We start from the raw sequence: 17,952 nt of genomic DNA on the forward strand, positions 1-17,952 counted from the left end.
CGGCCCGGGTACGTGGGATCCCGATCCCGGAGGAGGGGGTGCGGTCGTGGCCGGACGCGGTGAGGGGCCGGACTTCGTCGAGGCGCTGGCGCGCGGGCTCGACGTGCTCACCTGCTTCGGCGCCGACCGGCCGGCCATGACGCTGTCGGAGGTGGCGGCCGCCGCGGGGCTGGCCCGGCCGACCGCGCGGCGGCTGCTGCTCACGCTCGAGGAGCTGGGCTTCGTGCGGTCGGCCGGCGGGACGTTCTCGCTGACCCCGCGGGTGCTGTCGCTCGGGATGGCCTACGTCGGCGCGCTCGGGCTGTGGGACCTCGCCCGGCCGCACATGGAGGCGCTGGTCGCGCGGACCGGCGAGTCGTCGTCGATGGCGCAGCTCGACGGGTCCGACATCGTCTACGTGGCCCGGGTGTCGGTGCCCAAGCTGATCACCCTGCGGGTCGAGATCGGCACGCGGTTCCCCGCCCTCCAGACCTCGCAGGGCAAGGTGCTGCTCGCCGCCCTGCCGCCCGACCGGCTCGAGGCCACCCTCGCCGAGCCCAGCCGCTCGGGGCTGCCGCCCTACATCGGGCGCACGGCCGAGCAGCTGGGTGAGGAGCTGACCGAGGTGCGCGCCCGCGGCTGGGCACTGGCCGACGAGGAGCTCGCGCCCGGCGTGCGGTCGGTCGCCGTCCCGGTGCGCGACAGCACCGGCGCGGTGCGCGCGGCGATGAACGTGACCGTGCACGCCGCCGAGACCTCGACCGAGCGGCTGCTGGCCGAGCACCTGCCCGCGCTGCTGCGCACCGCCGGCGAGGTGAGCGCGGACTGGGCGCGCTGGCAGTCGCGCCCGCACGTGGAGGTGGACCGCTCCCGCTCTGTCGGATGAGACACGGTCGGATGAGACACGGCCGGGTGGGACGCGGCGGATGAGGGGCGACCGGATGGGTAGTCCCCGTCCTATGAGCGGGAAGTCGGCAGAGGACTACGAGGAGGACTACACCGACCCGGAGCTGCGCGCGCGGCTCAAGGAGGAGATCAAGGCCGGGGACCGGGGCGGGCGGCCCGGCCAGTGGAGCGCCCGCAAGAGCCAGCTGCTGGCCTCCGAGTACGAGGAGGCCGGCGGCGGCTACCGGCACGAGGGCGAGCGCAGCGCGTCGCAGCGACACCTGCAGGAGTGGACCCGGCAGGACTGGCACACCGCCGACGGCGACGACCGCGCCCGCGGTGAGGGCGGGACGAAGCGGTACCTGCCCGACGCCGCCTGGGAGCTGCTGTCCGAGGAGGAGGAGGAGCGCGCCACCGACGCACGCAAGCGCGGCTCCGACGAGCAGCACGTGGCGAACACCGACGCCGCGAAGGAGGCCCGGAGGGCCGCCGAGCTGGTCGACGCGAAGGCGACCGAGGCCCGCGAGAAGGTGGCGGAGATGCACGGCGACTCCCAGCTCGACCGCGCCGAGCGGGCCGAGCGCGATCTCGGCAGGGGCCGCAGGACGGTGCTGGAGGCGATCGAGCGGCAGCGCGACCGCGACTGAGCGACACGCCGTGCAGTCCGCGCAAGCTTGCACGGACTGCACGTTTCCCGGGATCATGTCCGGGTGACCTCCGGCCTGCGCGAGCGCAAGAAGCTCGCCACCCGCTCGGCGCTGCACGCCGCCGCGCTGCACCTGGTCGCCGAGCGCGGGCTCGACGCCGTCTCGGTCGACGACGTCGCCGAGCGCGCCGGGGTCAGCCCGCGGACGTTCTTCAACTACTTCCCCACCAAGGACGACGCCGTCCTGGGCCTGGACCCCGCCGACTCCGCGCTCGTCGCCGAGCGGTTCACGGCGCGCCCGGCCGGCGAGGACCCGGTCACCGCGCTGCGCGCCGTGCAGGCCGGGCAGGCCGCCGCGATGGCCGAGGAGCCCGAGGGCGTGTGGCCGCTGCGGCTGCGCGTCATCGACGAGCACCCCGTCCTGCTGGCCCGCCTGCACGCCGCCTTCGGCGCCTCCGAGCGGGCACTGGCCGACGCCGTCGCCGCCCGCACCGGCACCCGGGTCGGCGTCGACGCCTACCCCACCCTGCTGGCTGCCGTCGCCGGGGTCGCCCTGCGCACCGCGCTGCACCGCTGGCTGGCCGCCGACTTCACCGTTCCGCTGCCCCGCCTCGTCGACGAGGCCTGGGACGCGCTCGCCGCCGGGCTGCCCGCCCCGCGCCCCTGATCCCCCGAGCGGCCGGCGCCGTCCGCTCGCCCCCTCGGTGCCGCGCGCCCGCGGCACCGTCGCACGACCCGTGGAGAACGACGTGAACCCGCCGCCCGACGGCACCGCCCCGCCCATCGTCCTGACCCGCCGCCGCATCAACCTGATCTTCTCGGCGCTGCTCGCCGGGATGCTCGTCGCCGCCCTCGACCAGACGATCGTCTCGACGTCGATGCCGACCATCGTCGGCGAGCTCGGCGGCGTCTCGCACATGGCGTGGGTGACCACCGCCTACCTGCTGGCCACCACCCTGGTCATGCCCGTGTACGGCAAGTTCGGCGACCTGTGGGGCCGGCGCACGCTGTTCCTCGTCGCGATCGGCCTGTTCACCGTCGCCAGCATCGGCGCCGCGCTCGCGCCCGACTTCACCTGGTTCGTCGTCTGGCGCGGGGTCCAGGGCCTCGGCGGCGGCGGGCTGATGATCCTGTCGCAGGCGATCATCGCCGACATCGTCCCGGCCCGGGAGCGCGCGAGGTACATGGGCCCGATCGGCGCCCTGTTCGGCCTGTCGGCCGTCGCCGGGCCGCTCGTCGGCGGCTTCTTCACCGACACCGCGGCCCTGGGCTGGGAGTGGTGCTTCTGGATCAACGTGCCGGTCGGCGTGGGCGCCTTCCTCATCGGCTGGTTCGCGCTGTCGCTGCCGCGCCGGCGCAGCACCACCCCGCTCGACGTCGCCGGGATCGTCGCGCTGTCGGCGACCACGACGTCGCTGGTGCTCTTCACCGACCTCGGCGGCAGCGACGGCTGGACCGACCCGTGGACGCTGGCGCTGGCCGCGGCCTTCGTCGTCTGCGCGGTCGCGTTCGTGCTCGTCGAGCGGCGCGCGGTCGAGCCGATCGTGCCGCTGTCGCTCTTCCGCAACCCGACCTTCGTCGTCGCCACCGCGATGGGCATGGCCGTGGGCCTCGGCATGTTCTCCGCGATCGCGTTCATGCCGACGTTCCTGCAGATGAGCTCCGGGCTGTCGGCCGCGAACTCCGGGCTGCTCATGCTGCCGATGACCGCGGGGATCATCCTCACGATCCAGAGCTCGGCGGGGGTCATCCTGCGCACCGGCCGCTACAAGCGGTTCACCACCGCCGGCGTCGCGGTCATCCTCGCCACGATGGTCTGGATGACCACGCTGGCCGGGGACACGTCGCTGTGGACGATCGGCGCGATGTTCCTCGCGCTCGGCTGCGGGCTCGGGCTGATCATGCAGAACGTCGTCCTGGCCGCCCAGAACGCCGTCCCGGCCACCCAGATCGGCACCGCCACCTCGACGAACAACTACTTCCGCGAGGTGGGCGCCACCCTCGGCGTCGCCGTGTTCGGGACGCTGTTCACCAGCCGGCTGGCCGAGAACCTCACCGGCGCGCTGACCGGCAACGCCGAGCAGGCGGCCGCCGCGGGCATCACCTCACCGGACACCCTCGTGCCGTCGGCGGTCGACGCGGCCGGCGACCCGCTGCGGACGGCGATCGTCGACGCCTACGCGGACTCGCTCGCGCCGGTGTTCTGGTACCTGGTGCCGATCCTCGCCGTCGCCCTGCTGCTGTCCTTCGTGCTCAGGGAGATCCCGCTCGCCGAGCACGCCGGCATGGTGGCCCGCGGCGAGGCGGTGGAGTCCGAGGAGGAGCTCGCGACCCTGCTGCGGTCCGGCGCGCAGGCCGCCGTCCCGGCGCCCGGGCCGACGCCGCAGAAGCGGGACGACGACGCGCTGCCCGTCTGACCGTGCCGGGGCGGCACCCCGGCGAGCGCTGTACCCCGGTGGCCCGGGACCCGCGCGGTCCCGGGCCACCGGCGTTCAGCGGGCGGAGCGGGCGGCGGCGGTCTCGGCCATCAGCCGGTCGAGCAGGTCCCGCGGCAGGGCGGCGCCGAAGTCGGTGGCGAACCGGCGCATCGGCATCGAGCCGATCATCTGCAACATCACCGCCTGATCGGCGGGGGAGGCGGCGTCGGCGGGCATGGTCGCGGTGAGCGCCTCCACCAGCGCCGGGCCGGCGGCCGGGTGGGTGAACCACTCGGCGACCGAGGAGTCCATCGTCAGCACCCGCACCAGGTCGTCCCCGGCCAGGGTCACGGTCTCCGCGGCGAGCACGGTCTCCGCGTCGTCGCAGACCTGCACCGCGTACTCCCCCGGCGCCACCACCCAGCCGGACTCGACGACGTCCCAGTAGGCGAACGCCCGCCGGCCGAGCTCCAGCACCACCTCGCGGCTCTCCCCCGGCCCGAGCGCCACCTTGGTGAACGCCCGCAGCTCCCGCAGCGGGCGGCGCACCGGCCCGGCCGTCGTCGACACGTACACCTGGACGACGTGCCTGCCGGCCCGGTCGCCGGTGTTGGTCACGGTCACCGAGACGGTGGCGGTGTCGGCGCCGGTGAGCTCGACCCGCAGGTCCGACGTCGCGAACGCCGTGTACGAGAGCCCGTGCCCGAACGGGTACCGCACCGCCCGGCCCTGCGTGACCAGCCCGCGGTAGCCGACCAGCACGCCCTCGCCGTAGACGACCCGCCCCTGCTCGCCGGGGAAGGAGAGGGAGCTCGGGGAGTCCTCCAGCCGCAGCGGGACGGTCTCGGCCAGCCGGCCCGACGGGTTCGCGACGCCGTAGAGCAGGTCGGCCAGCGCGCCGCCGCCGGCCTGCCCGAGCAGCGCGCCGTCGAGGACCGCGTCGACGTCGTCGTGCCAGCCCTCCAGCGACACCACCCCGCCGTGGGACAGGACGACGACCGTGCGCGGCGCCGCGGCGGCCACCGCGCGGACCAGCTCGACCTGGGCGGCGGGGAGGTCGATCGTCGTCCGGTCGAAGCCCTCGGACTCGTCGGCGTCGGCCAGGCCGAGGAAGACCACGGCGACCTCGGCGTCGCGGGCCAGCGCCACGGCCTCCTCACGGAGCGCCGCGGCGTCGTCGCCAGGACCGTCGGAGGCGGAGCCGGGCGCGAACGGGAGCTCCCGGCCGGCCAGCTCCCGCATCGCGTCGAGCGCGGACTCGACCCGCGTCGCGGTGACGTTCGAGCTGCCCCCGCCCTGGAAGCGCGGCGTGCGGGCGAACTCCCCGACGACGGCCACGCGGGCGCCCGGGGACAGCGGCAGGGTGCCCCGCTCGTTGCGCAGCAGCACCGCGCACTCCGCCGCCAGCTCGCGCGCCAGCGCGCAGTGCGCCTCGACGTCGACCTCCCCGGCGGGCCCGCCGGCGTACCGGGCGAGGGCGGCCACCCGGGCGGCGCTCGCGTCGACGTACGCCTCGTCGAGCTCCCCGGCCCGCACCGCCTCGACCACCCGCCGGTTGCCGGCGCCGCGGTCACCGGGCATCTGCAGGTCCAGCCCGGCGGCGAGCGCGGCGACGCGGTCGTCGACGGCTCCCCAGTCGGAGACGACGACGCCGTCGAAGCCCCACTGCTCGCGCAGCACCTCGGTGAGCAGCCACCGGTTCTGCGACGCGTAGACGCCGTTGACCTTGTTGTAGGCGCACATGACCGTGGCCGGCGCCGCCTCGGTGACCACCCGCTCGAAGGCCGGCAGGTAGATCTCGCGCAGGGTCCGCTCGTCGACCTCGGCGCTGATCCGCATGCGCTCGGTCTCCTGGTTGTTGGCCGCGAAGTGCTTGACCGAGGCGCCCGCGCCGGCGGCCTGCTGCCCGCGCACGTGCGCCGCACCGAGGACGCCGGACAGCAGCGGGTCCTCCGAGTAGTACTCGAAGTTCCGCCCGCCCAGCGGGGACCGCTTGATGTTCACGCCCGGCCCGAGCACCACGTGCACCCCGAGCGCCCGGGCCTCCCGGCCGATCGCCGCGCCGATCCGCTCGGCGACCGCCGGGTCCCAGCTGTTGCCCACCGCCACCGCGGGCGGGAAGCAGGTGGCCGGCAGGTTGCGGGTGATGCCGGGCCCGCCGAAGTCGCCCTCCTGGCGGCGGACGCCGTGCGGGCCGTCGGTGAGGACGAGCGAGGGCAGCCCCGCCTCCTCGACCGGCGGGGTGGACCAGAAGTCCTGACCGGAGAGCAGGGCCGCCCTCCGCTCGAGGGGCAGGCCGTCGAGGTCGGTCACGGGAGCTCCTGCGGGTCGTCGGCGCCGGCGTACGCGAACGAGCGCACCACGAGCGAGCCGCGGGCGCACCAGACGCCGCCCAGCCGGCCGGTCATCCCGCCGGCGACCTCGGTGGACAGGTAGCGCCCGTCCAGCCGGCCGAGCTCGGTGAAGCCGCCGGGCCCGACGACGCCCGCGACGACGACGTCCGGGCCGAGCGTGGTCGAGGAGAAGTGGCCGGTGGCGGGCTCGGTGCGGATCTCCAGCACCGCCTCCGGACCCGCGGCCGCCTCGCCCAGGACCGAGCGCAGCGGCCCGACCTGCGCCACCGCCCGCACCCGGTCGCCGGCGACCTCGACGTCGAGGTGGTGCCGGGCGTCGATCCGCACCGTCAGCCCGCCGACGCCGTCCACCCGCACCGCCGCGCGGTACCGGGCGTGCAGGTGCTCCTGCCGCCGGCCCACGAAGGCGAGGTCCTCCGACGCCGGGTCCGGGTCGGCCGCGGTCAGCCGCCGGCCGCCCTCGACCCGGCTCAGCAGCTCCCCGGGGAACCGCCGGGGCGCGACCCAGGCGGGGCCGCCGAGGTCCTCCTCGACGGCGACCGCGCCGCCCGGCGGGGACAGCCACTCCCCCAGCCGCGGCCAGCCGTCGGCCCACTCCACCTCGGCGGCGAACGTCTCGCGGCCGAGGACGTGGAACTCCGGGCTGGTGCCGCGGGGCCGCACGCCGTGGAAGACGACCGCCCAGCTCCCGTCGGACCGCTGCACCAGGTCGGCGTGGCCGGTGTTCTGCACCGGTGACTCGACGCCGCGGTGGGTGAGCAGCGGGTTGTGCGGGCAGGGCTCCCACGGCCCGGACGGCGAGGGACCGCGGGCGGTGGTCACCGCGTGCCCGCGCTCGGTGCCGCCCTCGGCGATCAGCAGGTACCAGAGGTCGCCCACCCGGTACAGGTGCGGCCCCTCCGGGAACCTCCCGCCGGTGCCCTGCCACAGCCGCCGCCGCGCGGTGAGCACGGCCCCGGTGGCCGGGTCGACCGCCTGCTGCACCAGGCCGGCCGGGCCGCCGGCGCCGAAGCCGGCGTGGCTGACCAGCAGCGTGCCGTCGTCGTCCCAGGCCAGGTCGGGGTCGATGCCGCGCACCTCCGGCATCCGCACCGGCTCGGACCACTCCCCCAGCGGGTCCTCGGCGGAGACGAGGGTCTGCCACCCGCCGTCGGCGAGGTTGGTGGTGACCATCCAGAACCGGCCGTCGTGGAAGCGGATGGTCGGCGCGGTGATCCCGCCGGAGCCCGGAGCGGCCGACACGTCGAGCTGGGACGGGCGGGCCAGCACGTGGCCCGCCTGCTCCCACGACACGAGGTCGGCCGAGCGGTACAGCGGGACGCCCGGGGCGTACTCGAAGGACGAGTGCACCATCCAGTACGTGTCCCCGACCCGGACGACGCTGGGGTCGGGGTGGAAGCCGGGGACGACGGGACGGGGGCCGCTCACGAGGAGGCGGACGGGTCGAAGAACGGCTTCGGCCGCTCGACCGGCCGCGGCTCCTCGATCGCGCAGCCGAGGGTGTGCCGGCCCGAGCCGACCGTCACCGGCGCGCTGCCGTCGGGCAGCACCACCTCGGCGGTCGTGTTCGGCGGCACGGTGACCTCGAGCGCGAACGCCGTCCCGCCGGTCAGCGTCCAGGACACCGCCGCGGTGCCGTACGGCGTCTCGTGGGTGGCCGCCGCCGAGGTGATGCCCGGGCCGGGGCGGGGCGCGAAGCGGATCCGCCGGTAGCCGGGCGCGGCCGGGGCGAGGCCCGCGACCGTGCGGTGCAGCCAGTCGGCGACCGCGCCGTAGGCGTAGTGGTTGAACGAGGTCATCTCGCCGGGGTTGATGCTGCCGTCGGGGAGCATCGAGTCCCAGCGCTCCCACACCGTCGTCGCGCCCATGGTCACCGGGTACAGCCACGACGGGCACTCCCGCTGCAGCAGCAGCTCGTACGCGGTCGCCACCTCGCCCACCTCGGTGAGCGCGTCGGTGACGAACGGCGTGCCGAGGAAGCCGCTGCCGATGTGGAAGCCGTCGTCGAGCACCTGGCGGGCGAGCAGCCGGCCGGCGTGCTCCCGCTGGTCCGGGGTGAGCAGGTCGCAGGCGATGGCGAGCGCGTACGCCGTCTGCGCCGGGTAGGCGACGCGGCCGTTCGGGCTGACGTACTCGGCACGGAAGCGCCCGGCCGCCCGCTCGGCCAGCGCGGTGAACCGGGTGCCGTCCTCCCCGAGCACCTCGGCCGCCTGCGCCACGATGCGCGCCGAGCGGGCCAGGTAGGCGGTGGCGACCAGCGGCCACGGCGTGCGGGCGGCGGCCGGGTTCTCCGGCGGCGCGGTGGGGTCGAGCCAGTCGCCGAGCATGAGCGGGACCCCGGCGAAGTCGAGCTCCTCCCCGGCCGCGCCCGCGAAGGCGTCGATCCAGGCGGTCATCGACGGCCACTGGTCGGCGAGCACCCCGGCGTCGCCGTGCCGCTCGTACAGGACCCACGGGACGACGACGGCGGCGTCGCCCCACCCGGCCTCGGCGCCGACGGGGAACGGCAGCAGCGGGACGAACGGCACGTACAGCGGGACGACGCCGCCGTGCTCCTCGAGCTGCTCGACGGCGAGGTCGGCCAGCCAGGAGCGCAGCATCCCGGCGGTGTCGTGGAGGAACGCCGCGGTCGGCGCGAACGCCTCGAGGTCGCCGGTCCAGCCCAGCCGCTCGTCGCGCTGCGGGCAGTCGGTGGGCAGGTCGACGAAGTTGCCGCGCATGCCCCACACGACGTTCTCGTGCAGCCGGGTGACGTCCGGGTCGGAGCAGGTGAACGTGCCGGTGGGCCGCATGTCGGTGTGCACGACGACGGCCTCGAGGTCCTCCGGCCGCAGCTCGCCCGGCCAGCCGGTCACCTCGGCGTAGCGGAAGCCGTGGAAGGTGAACCGCGGCTCCCACGTCCGCGGGCCGCGGCCGTCGAGGACGACCACGTCGGTGGCGTCCGCGCCGCGCAGCGGGCGGGTGCCGAGCTCGCCGTGCTCGAGCACCTCGGCGTGCCGGACGGTGACCTCCGTGCCGGCCGGGGCGTCGGGCAGGGCGAACCGGATGCGGCCGACGAGGTTCTGGCCGAAGTCGACGAGCGTCCTCCCCGACGGTGAGGTGGTGACCTCCCGGACCGGCAGCACCTGGGTGCGGCGCACCGGCGGGCCGGTCGGGGCGACCAGCGTCGCGACGTCCAGCGACCCGACCTCGACCGGCGTCCAGCCGGCGTCGTCGAAGCCCGGGGCGGACCAGCCGGGGAGCTCGCGGCGGAGGTCGGCCGTCTCGCCCTTGTAGATGTCGGCGCGGGTCTCGGCGCCGAGCGTCGAGCGCCAGGAGCCGTCGGTGGTCACGACCGTGCGCGACCCGTCCGGGTGCTCGACCTCCAGCTGGAGGAACGCGCCGGTGCGGTCGCCGTAGAGGTGCCGGCCGCCGGTGAAGCCGAGGTGGCCCCGGTACCAGCCGTCGGCGAGCGTGACGCCGAGCGCGTGCCGGCCCTCGGCGAGCAGCGCGGTGACGTCGTACGTCCGGTAGCGCAGCCGGTGCCGGTAGCTGGTCCAGCCCGGCGCCAGGACGTCGTCGCCGACGGTCGTGCCGTCGATCTCGGCCTCGTACAGCCCCCGCGCGGTGGCGTACAGCCGCGCCCGCGTCACCGGCTTCCCGAGGGTGAACTCGCGGCGCAGCAGCGCCACCGGCTCGCCGGTGCCGCCGGGCTCGGGCAGCACCGGCTCGACCAGCTCCGCCGTCCAGTCCGCCGGGTCGAGCAGGCCGGCCTCGACGGCGACCTCCTCGCTCCACGCCGACGGCTCGGCGTCGCCCTCACCCCAGACGCGGACCCGGACGACCCGTCGCTCGCGGCTGGTCAGCGGGGGCGCGCCCCACGGGACGAGCACCGAGTCGGCGGAGGGGACCCGTCCGGAGGACCAGTCGCCGATCTCCAGCTCGTAGGCGGCCTGCCGCCAGCCGGGCAGCTCGGTGAGGGTCACCCAGGACAGCCGCGGGGCGGTCTCGCCGATGCCGAGCGGCTCGCGGTGGTGCTCGACGGTGACGGGGGCGACGGTCACGTCGCTCATCGGACCCGGTCCCCGAGCAGCGCGGTGCCCAGGTGGTGGGCGAGGTGGCGGACGGAGCGGTCGACGATCCCGTCGACGTCGTCGTGCCCGAGCCAGACGTGCCCGGCGCCCTCGACCGGCACCAGCTCCGACCGGGCCCCGGCGGCCTGCAGGGCCGCGTGCAGCCGCTCGCTCTGCGCGTAGGGGACGAGCCAGTCGGCGGTGCCGTGCAGGAGCAGGAACGGCGGCGCGTCCGCGGTCGCGTGGGTGACCGGGCTGGCGTCGGCGCGCGTGGCGTCCGTGAGGCCGGCGACCAGGTGCTCCTCCGGCGGTCCCCGCAGCTCCTCGGGCAGCAGCGCCGCGATCTGCGGCGGCGGTGCCTGCCGCGGCATGGTGGCGAGGTCGGAGACGCCGTACCAGTCGACGACGACGTCGACCGCGCTGGACTCCCCGACGACGCCGTGCGTGCCCTCGAGGTCGGGCCGGTGCCCGGTCAGGCCGAGCAGCGCCGCGACGTGCCCGCCGGCCGACTCGCCCCACGCGCCGATCCGGGTGGTGTCGACGCCCAGCTCGCCGGCGAACCGCCGCAGGTACCGGACGGCGGCCTTGGCGTCGTGCAGCAGCGCGGGGAACGGCGCCTCCAGCGCGTGCCGGTAGTCGATGGTGGCGACGGCGAGGCCGGCGTCGAGCAGCGCGTCGAAGACCTGGTTCTCGCGCAGCGTCTCGGGCAGGTAGCGGCGGTCGCCCATCATGAACGCGCCGCCGTGCACCCAGACGACCAGCGGCGCGGGCGCGGGGGTGTCGGGCACCCAGACGTCGAGCTGCAGCGGCCGGTAGCCGAAGGCGACGGCGTAGGTGACGCCGGAGAAGTGCCGGGCGCCGTCCTCGCGCCGGACGGGCGGCGGCGGTGGCAGGAACCGGGCCGGGCCGGCCCACTCGGTCGTCTCGGTGGTGCTCATCGCGTCTCCTCTGCGGTGCTGGTGAACGTGTGCGTGCCGGGGCCGGCCGTCGTGGCGGTCCCGTCGGGCAGGACCACCTCGGCCTCGGTGCCCGCGGGCACCTCGACGGTCAGCGAGAACCGGTGGCCGTCGAGCCGCCAGGCCGACCCGATCCGGCCGTACGGCGACTCGTGCGCGGCCGCGGCGCGCGTGAGCCCGCCGCCGGGGCGGGGCCGGACGCGGAAGCGGCGGTACGCGGGCTCCACCGGCTCGATGCCCGCGGTGTACCGGTGCAGGAACGAGATCACCGCGCCCTTGGAGTAGTGGTTGAGCGACTCGTGCGGGACGCCGTCGGCGTCGACGCCGTCCCACCGCTCCCACACCGTCGTCGAGCCGCGGTCGACCATGACCAGCCACCCGGGCTCGGTGTCCTGCAGCAGCAGCTCGTAGGCCACGTCGAGGTGCCCGGCGTCGGCGAGCACCGGCAGCAGGTGCGGGGTGGCGAGGAACCCGGTGCCCAGGTGGGTGCCGGCCTTGCGGACCAGCTCGACCAGCCGCTCGGCGACGGCCGGGCGCAGCCCGTCGGGCACCAGGCCGAAGGCGAGCGCACGCACGTGGTCGGCCTGGGTGTCGGAGACCAGCCGCCCGTCGTCGTCGAGGTACTCGGCCTGCCAGGCGGCGCGCACCCGCGCGGCGAGCCCGGCGTAGCGGGCGGCGTCGCCGTCCCGGCCGAGCACCGCGGCGATCCGGCCCGCCAGCTCCGCGCTGTGGGCGTACCAGGCGGTGGCGACGACGCCCTCGTCCGCGGCGACGAACGCGCCGAAGTCGCCGACCTCCTCGCCGGGGACCAGCCACTCGCCCCAGTGGAAGCCGGTGTCCCACAGCCACCGCTCGTGTGGCGCGGGCTCGGGCCGGCGGGCGGCGCGCTCCGGGTGGCGCCGCTCGCGGGCCGCGCGCTCGGTGCGGTCCAGCCAGCGGACCACCGCCGGCCAGGTCTCCTCGAGCACGCGGGTGTCGCCGTAGGCGCGGTACAGCTCCCACGGCACGACCACGACCGCGTCGCCCCAGCCGGCCGAGCCGTTGAGGAACGACACCGGGCTGTCCCGGCCCTCACCGCGCGGGCACGGGCTGACGTTGGCGACCGTCCCGTCGGGCCACTGGTCGGCGACGACGTCGCGCAGCCACTTCGTGGAGAACCCGGCGACGTCGTAGAGGAACGCCGCGGTCGGGACGTAGAGCTGCCAGTCGCCGGTCCAGCCGTGCCGCTCGCGGTGCGGGCAGTCGGTCGGGATGTCGCAGGCGTTGTCCCGGAAGCTCCACACCGCCGCCTCGTGGAACCGGTCGAGCCGCTCGTCGCTGGAGGAGAACCAGCCGGTGCGCCGCAGGTCGGTGTGCACGACGACGCCGCGGACGTCGTCGGGGGTGAGGTCGCGCGGGTGGCCCTCGACCCGCACGTAGCGGAAGCCGTGCGTGGTGCGGCGCGGCTCGAAGACCTCGCCGGGCACGCCCGCGGAGACGACGACGTCGACCTGGCCGGCGGGCAGCCGGTGGGGCAGGAACGGCAGGTCGGGCTCGAGGTTGGCCACCGTGACGTCGCCGTCGGGGGCGAGCCACTCGCCGTGGGTCAGCGTGAGCGTCGTCCCGGCCGGGCCGAGGTCGGTCAGCCGCACCCAGCCGTTGACGTTCTGCCCGAGGTCGACCACCTGGGCGCCGCCCGGCAGCCGGGTGACCGAGACGGGCACGAGCTCCTCCACCCGGCGCACCGGCGGGGCCGGCGAGTCCACGAGGCCGGCGAAACCGTGCTGCACCACGGTGACGGGGTCCCAGCCGGCGTCGTCGAAGCCGGGGACGTCCCAGCCGCGGGGCAGGGCGCGCAGGTCCCAGCGCTCGCCGGCGACGAGGTCGGCGGCGAGGACGTGCCCGGTCGCGCTGCGCCAGTCCGGGCCGGTGCCGAGCACGGTGACCGTGCCGTCGTCGTGGGTCAGGTGCAGCTGGGCGAGGAACGCCGTCCGGTCGCCCCACTGGTCGGCGGAGCGGGTGACGCCGGTCTGGCCGCGGAACCAGCCGTCGGCGAGGACGACGGCCAGCGCGTGCCGGCCCTCGCCCACCGGGCCGACGTCGTGCGTCTGCACCTGCAGCCGCTGGTCGTACTGGGTGTACCCGGGGGTGAGCTCGGCGTCGCCGATCCGGGCGCCGTCGAGGAACGCCTCGTAGAGCCCCTGCGCGGTGGCGTGCAGCCGGGCGGAGGCGACGGGCCGGTCGACGGCGAACTCCCACCGCAGCAGGGCGGCCGCCCGCTCCCCCGCCGGGCCGGCCGGGACGGTCCCCGGCTCGATCCACTCGACCTGCCAGTCGTGCGCCTCGAGCAGGCCCGTCTCGAACCACGCGGGCCCGGACACCGGGCTCTCGCCGAGGTCGGTGCGCACCCGCACCCGCCAGGTGACCCGCTGGGCGGAGCGCAGCGCCGGGCCGGGCCACGGGACGAGCACGTGCCGGTCGTCGTCGACCCAGCCGGAGTCCCAGCCGTCGTCGGTGGTCAGCCGGTACGCGTGCTGCACGCGGGCGCCGCCGGGCAGCCGCCAGGACAGCCGCGGCGACGTCGTCCCGGTGCCGAGCGGCTCGTCGAGGTGCTCGACCCGGAGACCCGACGGTGCGGCCGTCACAGGACGGGGACGGACTCGGCGTGGTGGCAGGCGGCCTCCGTGCCCTCGACCAGCCGCAGCGGCGGGCGCTGCTCGACGCAGACGTCGCTGGCCAGCGGGCAGCGCGGCACGAAGGGGCAGCCGGTGGCCGCGGGCTGCGCCGCGCCGGCGGTGCCGAACCCGGCGGCCTCGCGGGCGTCGCGGCGGGCGGCCAGCTCGGCCGGGCGCGGCACGGGCGCGGCGGCGGTCAGCGCCACCGTGTACGGGTGCCGCGGCGCCTGGCTGACCGCCTCGACCGGCCCGGTCTCCATGACCTGCCCGCGGTAGAGGACCACCGTCCGCTGGGCGAGGAACCGCACGACGCCGAGGTCGTGGGCGATGAAGAGGAACGCCAGGCCGTGCTGGTCGCGCAGGTCGGCGAGCAGGTTGAGCACCTGCGCCTGGGTGGACAGGTCCAGCGCGCTGACCGGCTCGTCGAGGACGACGACCTTCGGGTCGCAGACCAGCGCGCGGGCGATGGCGATGCGCTGGCGCTGGCCGCCGGAGAACTGCGACGGGTAGCGGTCGACGGCGTCGCCGGGCAGGCCCACCGACTCCAGCCCCTGCCGCGCCCGCGCCGTCGCCTCGGCGCCCTTCACGCCCATCAGCCGGAGCGGCTCGACCAGCGTCTGGCCGATGGTGCGCGCCGGGTTGAGCGAGGAGTACGGGTCCTGGAAGACCACGCGCAGGTCGGCGACCTGGCGGCTGCGCTGCTTGAGCGACATCCGGGTGACGTCCTGGCCGTTGACCCGGATCGTCCCGGACGTCGCCGGCTGCAGCCCGAGGACCGCCTTGCCGATCGTCGACTTGCCCGAGCCGGACTCGCCGACCAGGCCGACGGTCTCGCCGGGGGCGATGTCGAGGCTGACCCGGTCGATGGCCGGCGGGGCCTGCCGCGCCCTGCGGCCGGAGCCGTAGCGGACGACGAGGTCGCGGATCTCCAGGGCGGGCGTGGTGGTGGCCGCGACGGGCGCGGTCCCGGCGGGGGCGGTCATGCGGGGACTCCGGCGGTCGGGGCGGGCTTCTGGACGGACGTCTCGTCGCCGGCGGACTCGGGCTGCCACACGGCGTGCTCGCGGGACAGCTCGTCGACGCGGACGCAGCGGACGGCTCCCTCACCGTGCGCGGGCAGCACCGGGAACGGCACCGTGCACGCCTCCTCCGCGAACCGGCATCGGGTGGCGAACCGGCAGCCGGTCGGCCAGGAGCCCGGCGGCGGGACGGTGCCGGCGATGGAGGCCAGCCGCTGGGGCACCGGCTCGCCCTCGGGCACGTGCGGGTTCGCCCCCAGCAGCGCCATCGTGTACGGGTGCGCCGGCCCGTCCAGCACGGCCGCGGCGGTGCCGGACTCGACGACCTCGCCGGCGTACATGACGGCGACGGTGTCGCAGATGTCGGCGACGACGCCGAGGTCGTGGCTGACGACGACGACCGACAGGCCGGTGTCGCGCACCAGCGCCCGCAGCAGCGACAGGATCTCCGCCTGCACGGTGACGTCGAGGGCCGTCGTCGGCTCGTCGGCGATGAGCAGCCGCGGCTCGCCGGTGAGCGCGAGCGCGATGCAGACCCGCTGCGCCATGCCGCCCGAGAGCTGGTGCGGGTAGCTCCTGAGCACCCGCTCGGCGTCGACGATGCCGACGTTGCGCAGCAGCTCCGCGGCGATCCGCTTCGCCTGCCTCCGGTCGACCCGGCGGAACCGGCGGATGGGGCCGGTGAGCTGGGAGGCGATGGAGAACACCGGGTCCAGCGCGACCATCGGCTCCTGCGAGATCATCGCGATCTCCCGGCCGCGGACGCGGTTGAGCTCGGCCTCGGACAGCCCGGCCAGCTCCCGGCCCTGCCAGCGGATCGAGCCGCCGGTGACCGAGACGCCGTCGGGCAGCAGCCCCATGAGCGAGCGGGCGGTCATCGTCTTGCCGCAGCCGGACTCGCCGACCAGGCCGAGGACCTGCCCCTGCCGCAGGGAGAAGGAGACGCCGGTGACCAGGTCGGGGCCGTCGTCGACGGAGACGGTGAGGTCGCGGACGTCGAGCACCGCCTCCGGGTCGGCCGGGGCGGCGGGCACCGCGGTGGCCGCGGCCACGGCGCGGCGCAGCGGCCGGCGACGGCGGGCCGTGCCGGGGCCGGCGGCCCTCCCGGCGAGGGCGTCGGCGAGCTCGTTGGCCGCCACGACGGTGAGCGCCAGCACCAGGCCGGTGGGGACCATCAGCCACGGCGCGTTGTAGATGTAGCCCGAGGCGTCCTGGATCATGAAGCCCCAGCTGGGCTCCGGCTCCCCGGGCCCGAAGCCGAGGAACGCCAGGCCGGCGACGATCAGCAGGCCGATGCCGAACAGCTGCGCGGCCTGCACGGCGACCACCGTGGCCATGGACGGCAGCACGTGCACGAGGTTGACCCGCAGCGAGCCCAGGCCGTTGACGCGCGCGGCGTCGACGTACAGCCGCTGGCGCACCGACTGCGCCACACCGAGGAGCACCCGGTAGACGGCGGCGGAGATCAGCACGCCCATGATCGCCATGACCGGGTACAGCCGGTTGCCGATCACCCCGATGACGGCGAGCAGCAGGATCGTCGCCGGCAGGGCGAGGAACACCTCGGTCACCCGGCTGATCGCCCGCTCGACCCGGCGCCCGCGCTCGGCGGCGACCAGGGCCAGCGGCAGGCCGATCCCGAACGCGACGACCAGCATCAGTGCCGAGGCGAGCAGCGGCAGTGCCCCGGCGGTGAAGATGCGGGAGAGCAGGTCCCGCCCCAGCGGGTCGGTGCCCAGCCAGTGCTCGGCCGAGGGCAGCGCCAGCCGGTTCGCGGTGTCCTGCTGCCCCGGCTCGAAGGGCCGCCACAGCGGGGCGGTGAGCGAGGCGACCACGACGAGGAGCAGCCAGGTGGCGCCAAAGACCCCGCCGGGGCGGCGCAGGGAGGACGGCAGGCCGCGGCGGCGGCGGGCCGGCGGGACCGGCTCGGTGGCGACCTCGTCGGCCGCGTCGAGGGGCAGCACGCTCATGCGGTACGCACCTTCGGGTCGAGCGCCGCGACCAGCAGGTCGAGCAGCAGGTTGATGACGACGACCACCGCCGTGGCGACGACCACCACCCCGACCAGCGCGGGGAAGTCGCTCGACGACGCGGCGGCCTGGCTGGCCTGGCCGAGACCGGGCAGCGCGAAGAGGTTCTCGATGATCACCGAGCCGCCGAACAGCGCGATGAACTGGATGCCGAGCGTGGAGACCACCGGCACGCTGGCGTAGCGCAGGGCGTGCACGTACCGGATCCGCCACGGCGGCGTCCCCATCGCCCGCAGGGTGCGGACGTGCTCCTGGGTCAGCGCCTCGCGCATGCCGGCGTTGGCGGTCCGGGCGACGATCGCCGCCCCACCGACGGTGAGCGTGAGCACCGGCAGCAGCAGGCTCTGGAACCAGGCGGCCGGGTCCGCGGAGAACTCGACGTAGCCGGTCGCCGGCAGCCAGCCCAGCTGCAGCGACAGGAGGTAGACGAGGAGGATCCCGACCCAGAACGCCGGCAGCGACAGGGCGACGCCGCTGCCGGTGGTGATCCCCTTCCCCAGACGGCCGCCGCGCACCGCGGCGGTCACGCCCAGCAGCACTCCCACGATCCCGGACAGCAGCGTGGCGAAGAAGGCGATGGAGGCGGTGACCGGCAGACGGTCGGCCAGGTCGGCGGCGACGTCCCGGCCGTCGACGAGCGAGCTCCCCAGGTCGAGCCGGAACAGGGACCCGAGGTAGTCGAAGAACTGGACGTACAGCGGGCGGTTCCAGCCGAGCGCCTCGTTCTCCGCGGCCACGGCCTCCGGGGTGGCACCGGCACCGAGCCGGACCGCGCCGGGGGTGCTGTCGCTGGCGTGGACGAGCAGGAAGGTGATCAGCACCGCGGCCAGCAGGGTGCCGATCGCCAGGGCGAGTCGCCGGGCGACGTAGGCGAGCATCTGGGGGTCCCTCGATGAGGAGTGGTCTGGGGCCGGGCCGGTGGCCGCCGGGCGTGCCGGCGGCCACCGGCCGATCAGGGAG

General features: G+C 75.9%; 12 protein-coding genes. 4 read left to right on the plus strand and 8 right to left on the minus strand.

Features of this window, described 5'->3' with window-relative positions; all coding sequences use genetic code 11:
• Positions 1-46 precede the first annotated feature (46 nt).
• The 4 genes from ACFO3M_RS00590 to ACFO3M_RS00605 all read left to right on the plus strand — a co-directional run bounded on the left by ACFO3M_RS00590 (position 47) and on the right by ACFO3M_RS00605 (position 3,927).
• Positions 47-865, plus strand: a complete 819-nt coding sequence (locus ACFO3M_RS00590) for an IclR family transcriptional regulator domain-containing protein (RefSeq protein ID WP_387984991.1) — start codon at positions 47-49, stop codon at positions 863-865.
• Between the two features lie 73 nt (positions 866-938).
• The gene (locus ACFO3M_RS00595) at positions 939-1,511 is read left to right on the plus strand and encodes a hypothetical protein (protein WP_387984994.1); all 573 of its coding nucleotides are present in this window, start codon (positions 939-941) and stop codon (positions 1,509-1,511) included.
• Between the two features lie 63 nt (positions 1,512-1,574).
• Positions 1,575-2,177 carry a TetR family transcriptional regulator gene (locus ACFO3M_RS00600; RefSeq protein WP_387984997.1) on the plus strand — a complete coding sequence of 201 codons (603 nt, stop codon included), beginning with the start codon at positions 1,575-1,577 and terminating at the stop codon, positions 2,175-2,177.
• A gap of 70 nt (positions 2,178-2,247) precedes the next feature.
• Positions 2,248-3,927 (plus strand): MDR family MFS transporter, encoded by a 1,680-nt coding sequence (locus ACFO3M_RS00605; RefSeq protein WP_387984999.1) that lies wholly within the window; start codon positions 2,248-2,250, stop codon positions 3,925-3,927.
• 75 nt (positions 3,928-4,002) lie between these two features.
• On the opposite strand, the gene ACFO3M_RS00610 is transcribed toward ACFO3M_RS00605, so the two are convergent.
• The 8 genes from ACFO3M_RS00610 to ACFO3M_RS00645 are packed head-to-tail and all read right to left on the minus strand — an operon-like array spanning position 4,003 to position 17,870.
• Positions 4,003-6,240 (minus strand): glycoside hydrolase family 3 C-terminal domain-containing protein, encoded by a 2,238-nt coding sequence (locus tag ACFO3M_RS00610; protein WP_387985002.1) that lies wholly within the window; start codon positions 6,238-6,240, stop codon positions 4,003-4,005.
• Positions 6,237-7,709 (minus strand): glycoside hydrolase family 43 protein, encoded by a 1,473-nt coding sequence (locus ACFO3M_RS00615; RefSeq protein ID WP_387985005.1) that lies wholly within the window; start codon positions 7,707-7,709, stop codon positions 6,237-6,239. The genes ACFO3M_RS00610 and ACFO3M_RS00615 overlap by 4 nt, the downstream gene beginning before the upstream one ends.
• Positions 7,706-10,333 carry a family 78 glycoside hydrolase catalytic domain gene (locus ACFO3M_RS00620; RefSeq protein ID WP_387985007.1) on the minus strand — a complete coding sequence of 876 codons (2,628 nt, stop codon included), beginning with the start codon at positions 10,331-10,333 and terminating at the stop codon, positions 7,706-7,708. The genes ACFO3M_RS00615 and ACFO3M_RS00620 overlap by 4 nt, the downstream gene beginning before the upstream one ends.
• Entirely contained in the window at positions 10,330-11,271 is a 942-nt protein-coding gene (locus ACFO3M_RS00625) for an alpha/beta hydrolase fold domain-containing protein (RefSeq protein WP_387985010.1), read from the minus strand. Before ACFO3M_RS00625 ends, ACFO3M_RS00620 begins: the two co-directional genes overlap by 4 nt.
• Positions 11,268-13,913, minus strand: a complete 2,646-nt coding sequence (locus ACFO3M_RS00630) for a family 78 glycoside hydrolase catalytic domain (protein WP_387985013.1) — start codon at positions 13,911-13,913, stop codon at positions 11,268-11,270. The genes ACFO3M_RS00625 and ACFO3M_RS00630 overlap by 4 nt, the downstream gene beginning before the upstream one ends.
• A complete protein-coding gene (locus ACFO3M_RS00635; RefSeq protein WP_387985016.1) occupies positions 13,910-14,926 on the minus strand; it encodes an ABC transporter ATP-binding protein in 1,017 nt (338 codons plus the stop codon). The genes ACFO3M_RS00630 and ACFO3M_RS00635 overlap by 4 nt, the downstream gene beginning before the upstream one ends.
• Positions 14,923-16,932 carry a dipeptide/oligopeptide/nickel ABC transporter permease/ATP-binding protein gene (locus tag ACFO3M_RS00640; protein WP_387985019.1) on the minus strand — a complete coding sequence of 670 codons (2,010 nt, stop codon included), beginning with the start codon at positions 16,930-16,932 and terminating at the stop codon, positions 14,923-14,925. Before ACFO3M_RS00640 ends, ACFO3M_RS00635 begins: the two co-directional genes overlap by 4 nt.
• A complete protein-coding gene (locus ACFO3M_RS00645) occupies positions 16,929-17,870 on the minus strand; it encodes an ABC transporter permease (protein WP_387985022.1) in 942 nt (313 codons plus the stop codon). The genes ACFO3M_RS00640 and ACFO3M_RS00645 overlap by 4 nt, the downstream gene beginning before the upstream one ends.
• Between the last annotated feature and the right edge of the window lie 82 nt (positions 17,871-17,952).

This window comes from Geodermatophilus arenarius (genome assembly GCF_042654585.1).
GTDB lineage: Bacteria > Actinomycetota > Actinomycetes > Mycobacteriales > Geodermatophilaceae > Geodermatophilus > Geodermatophilus arenarius.